This is a genomic window from Actinoallomurus liliacearum (assembly GCF_039542035.1).
Lineage (GTDB): Bacteria > Actinomycetota > Actinomycetes > Streptosporangiales > Streptosporangiaceae > Actinoallomurus > Actinoallomurus liliacearum.
The window spans coordinates 746,409-758,638 of record NZ_BAABHJ010000040.1 but is presented as its reverse complement, the minus strand read 5'-3'; the positions used below and the strand labels follow the sequence as shown (position 1 = coordinate 758,638).

10 protein-coding genes are annotated in these 12,230 nt (G+C 72.1%); 6 read left to right on the top strand and 4 right to left on the bottom strand.

Annotated elements, in window-relative coordinates; all coding sequences use genetic code 11:
- Positions 1-4: 4 nt before the first annotated feature.
- The 4 genes from ABD978_RS42335 to ABD978_RS42320 all read left to right on the top strand — a co-directional run bounded on the left by ABD978_RS42335 (position 5) and on the right by ABD978_RS42320 (position 7,098).
- Entirely contained in the window at positions 5-4,120 is a 4,116-nt protein-coding gene (locus ABD978_RS42335; protein WP_345367124.1) for a carboxypeptidase regulatory-like domain-containing protein, read from the top strand.
- A 305-nt stretch (positions 4,121-4,425) separates the two neighbouring features.
- Entirely contained in the window at positions 4,426-4,788 is a 363-nt protein-coding gene (locus ABD978_RS42330; protein ID WP_345367123.1) for a hypothetical protein, read from the top strand.
- A gap of 187 nt (positions 4,789-4,975) precedes the next feature.
- Positions 4,976-5,581, top strand: coding sequence for a carbonic anhydrase (locus ABD978_RS42325; protein ID WP_345367122.1), 606 nt, complete (start codon positions 4,976-4,978; stop codon positions 5,579-5,581).
- 29 nt (positions 5,582-5,610) lie between these two features.
- The gene (locus ABD978_RS42320; RefSeq protein ID WP_345367121.1) at positions 5,611-7,098 is read left to right on the top strand and encodes a SulP family inorganic anion transporter; all 1,488 of its coding nucleotides are present in this window, start codon (positions 5,611-5,613) and stop codon (positions 7,096-7,098) included.
- Positions 7,099-7,223: 125 nt separating this feature from the next.
- Here ABD978_RS42320 and ABD978_RS42315 read toward each other — a convergent pair whose 3' ends face one another.
- The 3 genes from ABD978_RS42315 to purF all read right to left on the bottom strand — a co-directional run bounded on the left by ABD978_RS42315 (position 7,224) and on the right by purF (position 10,522).
- Complete coding sequence (locus ABD978_RS42315) at positions 7,224-7,907, bottom strand: SanA/YdcF family protein (protein ID WP_345367119.1); 684 nt, start codon at positions 7,905-7,907, stop codon at positions 7,224-7,226.
- Between the two features lie 138 nt (positions 7,908-8,045).
- On the bottom strand, positions 8,046-9,092 hold the full coding sequence (gene purM, locus ABD978_RS42310; RefSeq protein ID WP_345367118.1) for a phosphoribosylformylglycinamidine cyclo-ligase: 1,047 nt from the start codon (positions 9,090-9,092) through the stop codon (positions 8,046-8,048).
- Complete coding sequence (purF, locus tag ABD978_RS42305) at positions 9,089-10,522, bottom strand: amidophosphoribosyltransferase (RefSeq protein ID WP_345367117.1); 1,434 nt, start codon at positions 10,520-10,522, stop codon at positions 9,089-9,091. Before purF ends, purM begins: the two co-directional genes overlap by 4 nt.
- Positions 10,523-10,672: 150 nt before the next feature.
- On the opposite strand from purF, the gene ABD978_RS42300 reads away from it, so the two are divergent.
- Positions 10,673-11,026, top strand: coding sequence for a DUF4190 domain-containing protein (locus ABD978_RS42300; RefSeq protein ID WP_345367116.1), 354 nt, complete (start codon positions 10,673-10,675; stop codon positions 11,024-11,026).
- A gap of 209 nt (positions 11,027-11,235) precedes the next feature.
- Positions 11,236-11,523, top strand: a complete 288-nt coding sequence (locus ABD978_RS42295; protein ID WP_345367114.1) for a hypothetical protein — start codon at positions 11,236-11,238, stop codon at positions 11,521-11,523.
- A gap of 66 nt (positions 11,524-11,589) precedes the next feature.
- Here ABD978_RS42295 and ABD978_RS42290 read toward each other — a convergent pair whose 3' ends face one another.
- Positions 11,590-12,033, bottom strand: a complete 444-nt coding sequence (locus ABD978_RS42290; RefSeq protein ID WP_345367113.1) for a sterol carrier family protein — start codon at positions 12,031-12,033, stop codon at positions 11,590-11,592.
- Positions 12,034-12,230 lie beyond the last annotated feature (197 nt).

Here is a 12,230-nt window from a genome sequence, read left to right as displayed (position 1 = left end):
ACGCGTGGGCGCCATCGTCGTGGCGCTCATGGTGGCCGTTCTGACGGTGATCACCGTTCCGGCGGCGTCCGCGTCCGGCATCCCGGCGAAGAAATCCGCACCGCACACCAAGGCGACCAGTCCGACCGCGCCGGGGCTGCACCCGACCAGCCGGGTCTGCGCCAAGCCCGCGCGGGCCGGCGAGATGGCCTGCCTGGCGTTCGTCCGCGACGACACCGTCGGGCCGAAGGGCGTGCAGCCGAACAGCACTCCGGCCGGATGGGCGCCCGCCGATCTGGTCGGCGCGTACGCCCTGCCCGACACCGGGGCGGGGCGGACGGTGGCGATCGTCGACGCGTTCGACAGCCCGAACGCCGAGAGCGACCTGGCCGTGTACCGGCAGCAGTACGGGCTGCCGCCGTGCACGACCGCCAACGGCTGCTTCAAGAAGATCGACCAGCGTGGCGGGACCAGCTACCCGCCGCCGGACTCCGGCTGGGCCGGGGAGATCGCGCTCGACGTCGACATGGTCAGCGCGGCCTGCCCGAGCTGCAAGATCCTGCTGGTCGAGGCGGACGACAACTACATGGACAACCTCGGCGCGGCGGTGAACCAGGCGGTCGCGCAGGGTGCCAAGTTCGTCTCCAACAGCTACGGCGGCAGTGAGGGCTCCGACGAGGGTCAGGCCGACGACGCCTACTTCGACCACCCCGGCGTCGTGGTGACGGCCAGCAGCGGCGACGACGGGTACGGGACGAGTTATCCGGCGGCGTCGCCGTACGTGACGGCCGTCGGCGGCACGTCCCTGGTCAAGGACTCCTCCTCGCGCGGTTGGACGGAGACGACGTGGGACGGCGCGGGCAGCGGCTGCTCCGCCTATGAGGCGAAGCCGTCGTTCCAGCAGGACACCGGCTGCGCCAAGCGGTCGATCGCCGACGTGTCGGCGGTGGCCGACCCGAACACCGGCGTCGCCGTCTACAACGGCGGCTGGCACGTCTACGGCGGCACCAGCGCGTCCGCGCCGATCATCGCGTCCGTCTACGCGCTCGCGGGCACGCCGGCGGCGGGCTCCTCGCCGAACGCCCTGCCGTACGCGCACCCGGGCGACCTCAACGACGTGACCAGCGGGTCGAACGGCAGTTGCAGCCAGGCGTACCTGTGCACGGCGGGGCCGGGGTACGACGGGCCGACCGGGCTCGGCACGCCGAAGGGCGTCGGGGCGTTCCGGTCCGGGCCGCACGGCATCGTGACCGGCACGGTGACGGACGGCACCGCTCCGCTCGCCGCCGCGAAGGTCGCGGCGGGCGACGCCACGACCACGACGGACGGGCAGGGGAACTACACCCTCAGCGTCCCGCCCGGGACGTACGACGTGACCGCGAGCAAGTTCGGCTACGCCGCCAAGACCGTGAGCGGCGTGCAGGTCGCGGACGGCCAGACGGTGACCGAGAACCTCGCGCTGACCGCGAAGACGCGCGTCAACGTGACCGGCCTCGTACGGGACGGGTCCGGCCACGGCTGGCCGATGTACGCGACCGTCCGCGTCAAGGACGAGCCGACCGCGGTGACCTACACCGATCCGAAGACGGGCCGCTACGCGCTGAGCCTGCCCGCCGACGACACGTACACGCTGCAGGTGGACCCGCTGTATCCGGGCTACACGTCCGACTCCCAGGACGTGCGCGTCGGGTCGGCCGACGCGACGCACGACGTCACCACCCTGGTGGACCAGACGACGTGCAGCGCCCCCGGGTACGGGTTCAACTACTCGGGCACGACGCAGGGCTTCGACGGCACCGCCGCCCCGGCCGGCTGGACGGTCGACGACAAGGTCGGCAAGGGCCAGACCTGGGTGTTCAACGATCCGGGCGGGCGCGGCAACAAGACCGGCGGATCCGGCGGCTTCGCCATCATCGACAGTGACAAGTACGGCTCGGGCAACAGCCAGGACAGCTCGCTGGTCAGCCCGGTCCTCGACCTCAGCGGCAAGGCGCACCCGATCGTGTCCTTCCGCAGCGACTACTACCACTACTCCGGCCAGGCCGGCGACGTGGACCTCAGCGTCGACGGCGGCCAGACGTGGACGACGGTCTCGCACCACGCGGCGAGCGCTCGCGGACCGCGGACGGAGACCGTGGACCTGTCGGCGGCGGCCGGCAAGAGCGCGGTCCAGGTGCGGTTCCACTTCACCGGCAAGTTCGGCTACTGGTGGCAGGTCGACGACGTCTTCCTGGGCGAGCGCACCTGCGACCCGGTCTCCGGCGGTCTCGTCGTCGGCCAGGTCCTCGACCAGAACACCGGTGCCGGCGTGAACGGCGCCACCGTGACGTCGGCCGACCGGCCGGCGGAGAAGGCGACCTCGGCGGCGACGCCGGACGACCCGAACCTCGGTGACGGCTTCTACTGGCTGTTCTCCTCGGTGACGGGGAGCCACAAGTTCACGGCGTCGGCGAGCGGCTACTCCGCCAAGGACGCCACCGTGAACGTGGCGGCCGGCTGGGCGACGGCGGCCGACTTCACGCTGGCCGCGCCGCGGATCGCGGTGACGCCGGGCGAGCTGACGAAGACGGTCGCCTGGCAGGGCCAGGGCAGCGCGACCCTGACGCTGAAGAACACCGGCTCGGCGCCGGTGACCGCCAAGCTCGGGGAGCAGTCCGGCGACTACCGCCCGGCGGCGCAGGGCGCGCCGCTGCAGAACGTGAAGGGAGACTACGCGGCGGGCCGGTTCCGTCCCGACAAGAGCGCCACGGCCCGTACGAAGGCCGCCGCCAGGGCCGCGGCGTCGCCGTACGCGCCGCCGTGGACGAGCATCGCCGACTACCCCTCGACGATCATGGACAACGCGGTCGTGAACGTCGGCGGCAAGGTCTACTCGCTGGCGGGCGTCGACGCCACGTCCGTCCTCAACAAGGCGTACGTCTACGACCCGGTCGGCCAGGCATGGTCGCCGATCGCGAACCTGGGCACGGCGCGGGAGGCCCCGGAGGCGGCGACGGTCGGCGGGAAGGTCTACGTCCTCGGCGGCTGGGGCTCCACCGGCGACGCGGTCGCCAAGACGGAGATCTTCGACCCCGCGACCGGCGCCTGGTCGGCCGGGGCGGACAACCCCAAGCCGTACGCCGGGGCCGGCGTCGGCGTCCTGGGCGACAAGATCTACGTCGTGGGCGGCTGCCTGGACGCCTGCGGCGCGACCGACGTGCAGGTGTACGACCCGGCGGCGAACTCCTGGAGTTCGGCGGCGGCGTACCCGGAGAAGACCGCCTGGCTGGCCTGTGGCGGGCTCGGCGGCAAGCTGTACTGCGCGGGCGGTTCGGCGTCCAGCGTCAGCAGCAAGCACGCCTACGCCTACGACCCGTCGAGCGGGACCTGGTCGGCCGTCGCCGACCTGCCGATCGACCTGTGGGCGATGGGGTACGCCGCGGCCGGCGGGCAGCTCCTGCTGTCCGGCGGCGTGACCAACGGCACCAGCACGCTCACCAACCAGGGCTTCGCCTACCACCCCGACTCGGACTCGTGGACGGCCCTGCCCAACTCCAACAACACCCTCTACCGGGGCGGCGCCGCCTGCGGCCTGTACCGGGTCGGCGGCTCCACCGGCGGGTTCAACGCCGTGAAGAGCGGCGAGACCCTGCCCGGGTACGACCAGTGCGTCGCGGCGGCCGACGTCCCGTGGCTGTCGGAGGACCCGACCGAGGTGACGATCCAGCCGGGCAAGAGCGCCAAGGTCACGGTGACGTTCGACGCGAACGTCGCCGCGATCACCCAGCCGGGGACGTTCACCGCCCAGCTCACGGTCGAGGCCAAGACGCCGTACGGCGGGACCTCGGTGCCCGTGACGCTGACGGTGAAGCCGCCGTCGACCTGGGGGAAGATCACCGGGACCGTGACGGGTGCCGGGTGCACCGGGGCGCCGGCGCCGCTGGCCGGGGCGACCGTGCAGATCGACAGCTGGACGGCGGGCTACACGCTCAAGACCGACAAGAACGGCCAGTACGTGCTCTGGCTCGACGTCCGCAACAACCCGCTCACCCTGATCGCGGCCAAGGACGGCTGGGCGCCGCAGACACGGTCCGTCAAGATCGTGAAGCTGGCGTCCACGACGGCCGACTTCGCGCTCAAACCGGATCACGCCTGCGGCTGAGCGGAGCCGCCCTGACCGGTGAACCGGTCGGCGACCGGTGAGGAGCACGGGCCGTGGGGTCTTCCCCGCGGCCCGTGCGCCGTCCGGGCCGGATTCCCGCTGGTCACCGTCCGCTGACGATATGTAACTTCCCGGTTAAATCCCCCTGACCAGGCGGCGGATTTCGCACTGAATTGCGGGGAATCGTCCCGAAAAATGGCTGGCCAGCGCCGTATTCGGCACCGTACGGCACCTCCCCAGCACGCAGCGTCTCGGGTTAGGCTGACCTCGGTCAATTAAGTCAGGATCCGAGTCGGGGGGACGCGGTGCTGAGGGCGCGCGCAGGCTGGATCGCAGCGGTGCTGCTGATCGCGCTGGCGTTCCTCGGCGGCCCGGACCTCCTGACCGACCACTCCCCGGCCCGCGCCGTCGCCGCGTCGGCGGCCGAGCGCGACAACCGGGTCGGCGAGGAGACCGGCAGCCCCGCCTCGGTCACCGAGCACCTCACCCTCGGCCGGCGCCGGATGCCGGGGCTCCCGCCCGACCAGGACACCCGTCCGGCCGCGGCGATCGGGCACACCGACGGGGTCACCGACGGCGCCCTCGGATCGGCGGGCACGGCCGGCCGCCGGCTCGCGCGGCGCGATACGCGATGCTCTCCCGCGTCGTTGCAGGTGTTCCGCTGCTGATGGACGCCTAGGGCGACCCAGCGCCCGACATTTCCCTTTTCTCCGCAGACGGCCTCGTCCTCGACGCCGCCTGATCGACGCCTGCCCGCGATGGCCCAGCGCCGTGCCTCGCGTGCCGCGTGAACGCTCGCCAGTACCCGTCCGTTCTCGTCGGTTCGACGCCGACGACCACAGAAAGGGCTGTGCCATGCAGTCGCTGATCGACAATGCCCGTCTCTTCCCGAAACGCGCGGCCGACCGGCGCACGGACCTCGGTCGGCTCGCCGAGGGCCAGCACCCCGAGGCGCTGTTCATCACCTGCTCCGACTCCCGCGTCGTGCCCACCCTGATCACCGGCGCCGGCCCGGGGCAACTCTTCGAACTCCGTACGGCCGGGAACATCGTCCCGGTCCACGACACCGAGCGGGTGACCGCCGAGGCCGCCACCATCGAGTACGCCGTCGAGGTGCTCGGGGTCACCGACGTCATCGTCTGCGGGCACTCGCACTGCGGGGCCGTGGGCGCGCTCCTGCGCACCGACGACCTGACCGCCGTCCCCACCGTCCGGCGCTGGCTCAGCCACACCGAACCGCACGACCCCGTACGGGACGCGGTGACCGCCGCGGACGGGCCCGCGATCACCTCCGCCGTCCAGCGGCACGTGCTGACCCAGCTCGACCGGCTCCGCACCCACCCGAGCGTCGCGGCCCGCGTGGCCGACGGACGGCTCGCGCTGCACGCCTGGTGCTACGCCATCGACACCGGCGTCGTCAGCGCCCACCGCCCGGACACCGGCGCCTTCCTGCCGCTCTGAACTTCCCCCGACCCTGAAACGAGGTGAACATGGCACCGCCCCTCTCCGGACGTGGCACCTTCTCGGTGTTCCGCCAGGATCTGCTCTCGTCGATCGTCGTCTTCCTCGTCGCCCTGCCGCTGTGCATCGGCGTCGCGGTCGCCTCCGGAGTCCCGGCCGAGCTCGGCCTGGCCACCGGCATCGTCGGCGGCCTGGTCGCCGGCGCCCTGCCGGGCAGCAGTCTGCAGGTCAGCGGCCCGGCCGCCGGGCTCACCGTGCTCGTGTACGAGGCCGTGCAGGAGTACGGCCTGCGGTCCCTCGGCCTGATCGTGCTCGCGGCGGGGCTCATCCAGCTCGGGATGGGCGCGCTGCGGCTGGGCCGCTGGTTCCGTGCGATCTCCATCTCGGTCGTGCACGGCATGCTGGCCGGCATCGGGCTGGTCCTGGTCACCGGCCAGGTGCACAGCCTGTTCGACAACAGGTCGCCCGGCGCGGCGATGGCCAACGTCACCGGGCTTCCCGACCTGTTCGCCGACTCGGCGAACGAACCGGCCGCCCTCGCCGCCGGCGGGATCGGCATCGGCACCATCGTCGTCCTGGTCTGCTGGAAGTACGCGCCGAAACGCCTGCGGGTGATCCCGGGCGCGCTGGTCGCGGTCGCGCTGGCGACCCTGGTCACGGTCGCCTTCGACCTTCCGGTCAAGCGCATCGAGGTCAGGGGCCTGCTCGACGCGATCCAGCCGCCGGGGACGGGCCAACTCGGCGGGCTGATTTCGGTCGGCGCGATCGGCACCGTGGTGGCGTTCGCGCTGATCGCCTCGGCGGAAAGCCTGTTCAGCGCGGCGGCCGTCGACCGGATGCACCACGGCGCCCGCACCCACTACGACCGGGAGCTGATGGCGCAGGGCGCCGGCAACACGGTCTGCGGGCTGCTCGGCGCCCTGCCCATGACGGCCGTGATCGTGCGGAGTGCCACGAACGTGCAGGCCGGTGCCCGGACGAAGGCGTCCCGCATCCTGCACGGGGTCTGGCTGCTGGCCTTCACGGTGGTCTTCCCGGCGGCGCTCGGCTACATCCCGGTGACCGCCCTCGCAGCCATCCTCGTGCACGCGGGCTGGAAGCTGCTGTCGCTGCGGGAGGTCGGCCGGCTCTGGCGGACCGAGCGCGGCGAGGCGATCGTCCTGACCGGCACGGCGCTGGCGATCGTCGTCACGAACCTGTTCGAGGGCGTCCTCATCGGCCTGCTGCTGGCCGTCGTGAAGACCGCGTGGGACGTCTCGGATATCCACATCTCTGTGGACGAGCAGGCGGACCCGCTCGTCATCCGGCTCACCGGGAACGCGACGTTCCTCCGCCTGCCGAAGGTGCTCGACACGCTCGAGACGATCCCGCACGGACGGGCGGTCGAACTCGACCTGTCCGGCCTGCGCCACCTCGACCACGCCTGCCGTACGGCGCTGCAGTCCTGGGCCGCGCAGCACGACGGGCGGGACGAGAGATCCTCGGTACGCATCGCGGAGCCGGCCGTCACCGGCTGACCCCACGGCCGGTCAGGGCCCGCCCGGGCCCTGACCGGCCTGCCCGGTCCGGGCCTACTCAGCCCGGTCCCGTCCTGCTCGGTTCCGGTCCTGCTCAGTTTCGGTCTGCCCGGTTTCGGTCCTGCTCAGTTTCGGCTTGCCGCCTCGAGCGCGCGGCGGATCCCGGCCTCGCGGGGGCCGAGATAGTACGGCCGGGGACGCACTCCCACCTCGTAAGTGGCCTTGAGGACGGCCGGGATCTCGCGCACGTACAGATACTCGGTGGTGATGCCGGCGTACCGGCTGCTGTCGTCGCCGACGCCCCACGCCTCGATGCCCGCGGCACGGCACAGGGTGAGAGCCCTCGGCAGGTGGAAGTTCTGTGTCACGAGGATCGCCTGGTCCACGCCGAAGATCTGCTTGGCGCGGGCGCAGGAATCCCAGGTGCTGAAGCCCGCGTAGTCCAGCACGATCCGCGTCTGCGGCACGCCCTCCGCGATCAGGACGTCGCGCATGGCGGACGGCTCGTCGTAGTCCTTGCGGCTGTTGTCGCCGGTGACGAGCAGGACCCGGACCTTGCCCGCGCGGTACAGCGTCGCGCCGAGCTTCAGGCGCTCGTCGAGCATCCGGGACGGCTGGCCGGAGGAGTAGATCCCCGCACCGAAGATCATGCCCACGGTCACCCGGGGGGCGTGCGCGACGTCCGTCCGGTAGCGGCCCGCCTCGGCGTACATCCACGCGCCGGGAAGGAACAGTGCGTACCCGCCGAGCGCGCCGAGCACGGCCAACGGCGCCCTACAGCGCCAGACGCCACTCCAGAACCGCCTCATACAGAAGAAGATGCCCGGACCGACCGGTGGGTTCACGGGAAGATCACTCACCCGGGCGTGACCGGGCCGGGTCCTCCGCCTCGGCGGAGGCGGGCCGGCCCCTCCACCGGCCAGGCGACCCTGGCCGGTGCCTCCGACTCAGACCAGGCGGGCCTGGCCGGTTCCTTCGACGATCTCGCCCAGGACCCAGGCCGGCAGGCCGCGCTCGGCCGCCGTCCGCAGCGCGAGGTCGGCGTCGGACGCGGCCACGACGGCGGCCATGCCGACACCCATGTTGAACGTCTTGTCCATCTCCGCGCGCGGCACCCGGCCGTACGTCTCGAGCAGGCCGAAGATCGGCAGCGGCTCCCAGGAGGAGCGCCGCAGGACCGCGTCGCAGCCGGCCGGCAGCGACCGGGCGAGGTTGGCCGCGAGCCCGCCGCCGGTGATGTGCGCGAACGCGTGCACCTCGGCGGCGTCGATCAGGGCCAGGCAGTCCTTGGCGTAGATCCGGGTCGGGGTGAGCAGCTCCTCGCCGACCGTCCGGCTCAGCTCCGGCGGCGTCGCCTCCAGCGACAGGTCGCTCTCGCGCAGGATGTGCCGGACCAGGGAGTAGCCGTTGGAGTGGATTCCGGACGAGGCCAGGCCCAGCACCACGTCCCCGGGTCGTACCCGGTGCGGTCCGAGGACCTTGGCGGCCTCGACCGCGCCGGTGCCCGCCCCGGCCACGTCGAACTCGTCGGGCCCGAGCAGCCCCGGGTGCTCGGCGGTCTCGCCGCCCACCAGGGCGCAGCCCGCCAGCGCGCAGGCCTCCGCGATGCCGCCGACGATCGCGGCGATCCGCTCGGGGACGACCCGCCCGCAGGCGATGTAGTCGGTCATGAACAGCGGCTCGGCCCCGCACACGACCAGGTCGTCGATGACCATGCCGACCAGGTCGTGCCCGATCGTGTCGTACACCCCGAGGCGCCGGGCCAGGTCGACCTTGGTGCCGACGCCGTCGGTGGAGGTGGCCAGCAGCGGCCGCTCGAAGCGCTTCAGCGCCGAGACGTCGAACAGGCCCGCGAAGCCGCTGACGTCCTCGACGACCTCCGGCCGGTGGGACGCGGCGACGCGGGACTTCATCAGCTCGACCGCGCGCTCGCCGGCCGCGATGTCGACCCCGGCCGCGGCGTAGGACGTGCCGGCTGCGGAGTCGTCGGTCACCGGCGGGCCTCTTCGAGCAGGTGCTTGCCGCGGGCGTCGTCGGCGACGTCGATCGGGTAGACGCCGTCGAAGCAGGCCCGGCAGAGCCTGTTCTTGTCCTGCTGCGTCGCGGCGATCAGCTCGTCGAGGGAGATGTAGCCGAGCGAGTCGGCGCCGAGGGACTGCCGGATCTCCTCGACCGAGAGGTTCCCGGCGATCAGCTCGGCGCGGGTCGCGAAGTCGATGCCGTAGAAGCACGGCCAGGCGACCGGCGGGCTGGAGATGCGCACGTGCACCTCCTTGGCCCCGGCCTCCCGGAGCATCTTCACGATCGCCCGCTGGGTGTTGCCGCGCACGATCGAGTCGTCGACGACGACCAGGCGCTTGCCCGCGATCGCCTCGCGCAGCGGGTTCAGCTTGAGCCGGATGCCGAGCTGGCGGATCGTCTGCGACGGCTGGATGAACGTGCGGCCGACGTAGGAGTTCTTGACGAAGCCCTGGCCGTACGGGATGCCGGACTCCTCGGCGTACCCGATCGCGGCCGGCGTTCCGGACTCCGGCGTCGGGATCACCAGGTCGGCCTCGACCGGGTGCTCGCGGGCCAGCCGGCGGCCGACGTCGACGCGGGTGGCCTGGATGCTGCGGCCGGCGATCGAGGTGTCGGGCCGGGCCACGTAGACGTACTCGAACAGGCAGCCCTTCGGCTCGGCGACGGCGAACCGCGTGGACCGCACGCCCGCCTCGTCGATGGCGATCAGCTCACCCGGCTCGACCTCGCGGACGAACGTCGCGCCGACGATGTCCAGGGCGGCGGTCTCGCTGGCGACCACCCAGCCGTGCTCGAGGCGGCCGAGCACCAGCGGGCGGATGCCCTGCGGATCGCGCGCGGCGTACAGCGTGCGCTCGTTCATGAAGACCAGGGAGTAGGCGCCGCGGGCGAGCGGCAGCACCTTCAGCGCGGTCTCCTCGACGCTGCCCTCCCCGTCGGCCAGCAGGGCGGTGAGCACCTCGGTGTCGGTCGTGGCGGTCAGCTCGCCCGGCACGCGCGCGGCCAGCTCCGGCGTGTTGATCAGGTTGCCGTTGTGGCCCAGCGCCATGCTGCCGGTCTCGGTCGACCGGAACGTCGGCTGGGCGTTCTCCCAGACGCTGGACCCGGTCGTCGAGTAGCGGCAGTGACCGACCGCGATGTGCCCGCGCAGGGTGTTCAGCACGGACTCCTCGAAGACCTGGGACACCAGGCCCATGTCCTTGAACACGACGATCCGGGAGCCGTCGCTGACCGCGATGCCGGCCGACTCCTGGCCGCGGTGCTGCAGGGCGTACAACCCGAAATAGGCGAGCTTGCTGACCTCTTCCTCGGGCGCCCACACGCCGAAGACCCCGCAGGCGTCCTGGGGGCTTCGATCACGGGGGTCGAGGTCGTGACTCAGACGTCCGTCTCCATGCGGCACACGCCCAGTCTAATGCGGCATTCGCCAAGCTCACGCCCGCGCCGGTCGAGCGCCCCCACCTGCCCGCACCCGCCGCGCCCCGGCGATCGGCGTGCCGCGCCGCCCGGCCACCCGATGATCGAGCACTATTGGTTTCGAGGTGATGACGCTTTGTATCCGCCGATCCGTGAGACGCCGCCGCAGCGCAGGGGCTTGGGCATCGCCGCGCTGGTCCTCGGGATCGCGGGGCTCCTGACGCTCGCGCTCTGCGGGGTCGGCGTGATCCTGGCCCTCATCGGCCTGGTCATCGGCATCGTCGCGGTGGTCCGGCGGAACGGCCGCGGCATGGCCGTGACGGGCGTCGTCCTGTCCGCGCTGACGCTCGTCATCGCGATCGGCTTCGCCGTGTGGTTCTACGGCCGCATCGAACCGTGCGCGGACCGGACCCGCTACCCCACGAAGGCGGACCGCGACCGGTGCCTCCAAGAGCGGGTCCCCTTCCTGAAATCCAGCCCGACCCCCTGACGAGGCACGAACCCGGCGTTCCTTGACGGGGAACACCGGAGGGGCAGACCATGACGGCGGGCGTCGATCCACCGCCCAACCTCCTTCGGCTCTCCCCGGCAGGGCCGCTCGGCGGAGGCAACGGGGATTCCTTCCTCGGATCGCTGGTCATCCCGCCCGCCACGGGCTCGTTCGCCGGGGGTCGGGCATCGTGGCGCCGAAGGCCCGAGATGACAGCGAACAAGCACTTCAAGCGACGCGTCCGCGAACGCGCCCGGCGTACGGGCGAGTCCTACACCGCTGCCCTCAGGCACCTTCGACGTTCGGAGGCCAAGGAGCACGCCGTGCAGTGGCAGCGCATCGAGAAGCCCGACTTCGGCTACGTCGTCCACGTCCCCCACGACTGGCAGGAGCGGGAGCCGAACCTCGCGAACAGCCCCTGGGAGACCGCCCGGTTCGTCGACCCGCAGGACCGGCGGCACGTTCTGCCTGGGATGCGGCTCGTCCGTTCCGGATGAGGACGAACCGCTGTTCGCCGTGATGGCCGAGCGACTGGAACTGATCGACCAGGGCTGACCTCCGCCCTACCGAGGTTCGTACGGGTCGACCGGCAGGTACGGCGACAGGTCGGCTCGTGCGCCGCTCGCCGAGATCCGGTCGACGGCGTCCGCCCAGGCCAGCCGGCCGGTGGCGAGCAGGACCCAGGTCTTCGGGTCGGTCTCGATGACGTTCGGGGGCGTGCCCCGGGTGTGACGGGGACCCGCCACGCACTGCACGGCGGCGTACGGCGGCACGCGCACCTCGACCGACTTGCCCGGCGCCTGCCCGGCGAGCCGGTCGAGCAGCAGCTTCACGGCCAGGCGCACGGCGGCGCGCTCGGGGTCGGCACCGGCGGCGTACGCGGTCACGACCGCGGCGATCAGGGCGTCGGCGAGGCGGGCGGCCGAGCCCGCGTAGGGCTCCTCGCCGAGGGCGGCGAGCTGGTCGTCGAGTGCGGCGCGCAGCCGCTCCGGTGTGAGTTTGGCCATGGCAGGACAGACGCTACCGGGTCCGAACGACGCCCCTTCTCCCACTGGACCCGCTAAATTGTCTTAATCCCCCATATGCCACTTAACCCCACATGCCGCAGGAGTACCGTCTTGTGGCGGTTTCGGCTTTCGTAGCCGGCGCCCCCCGGCGCACCCCCTGATTTAAGGAGAGCCCCCCTTGAGGGTCCGAGCCAGAA

Bases quoted from the DNA above. Each gene is read 5' to 3' on its own strand.
- ABD978_RS42325 (WP_345367122.1), top strand. From the start codon at position 4,976: ATGCAGTCGCTGATCGACAATGCCCGTCTCTTCCCGAAACGCGCGGCC.
- ABD978_RS42320 (WP_345367121.1), top strand. From the start codon at position 5,611: ATGGCACCGCCCCTCTCCGGACGTGGCACCTTCTCGGTGTTCCGCCAG.
- ABD978_RS42315 (WP_345367119.1), bottom strand. From the start codon at position 7,907: ATGAGGCGGTTCTGGAGTGGCGTCTGGCGCTGTAGGGCGCCGTTGGCC.
- ABD978_RS42295 (WP_345367114.1), top strand. From the start codon at position 11,236: ATGACAGCGAACAAGCACTTCAAGCGACGCGTCCGCGAACGCGCCCGG.
- ABD978_RS42290 (WP_345367113.1), bottom strand. From the start codon at position 12,033: ATGGCCAAACTCACACCGGAGCGGCTGCGCGCCGCACTCGACGACCAG.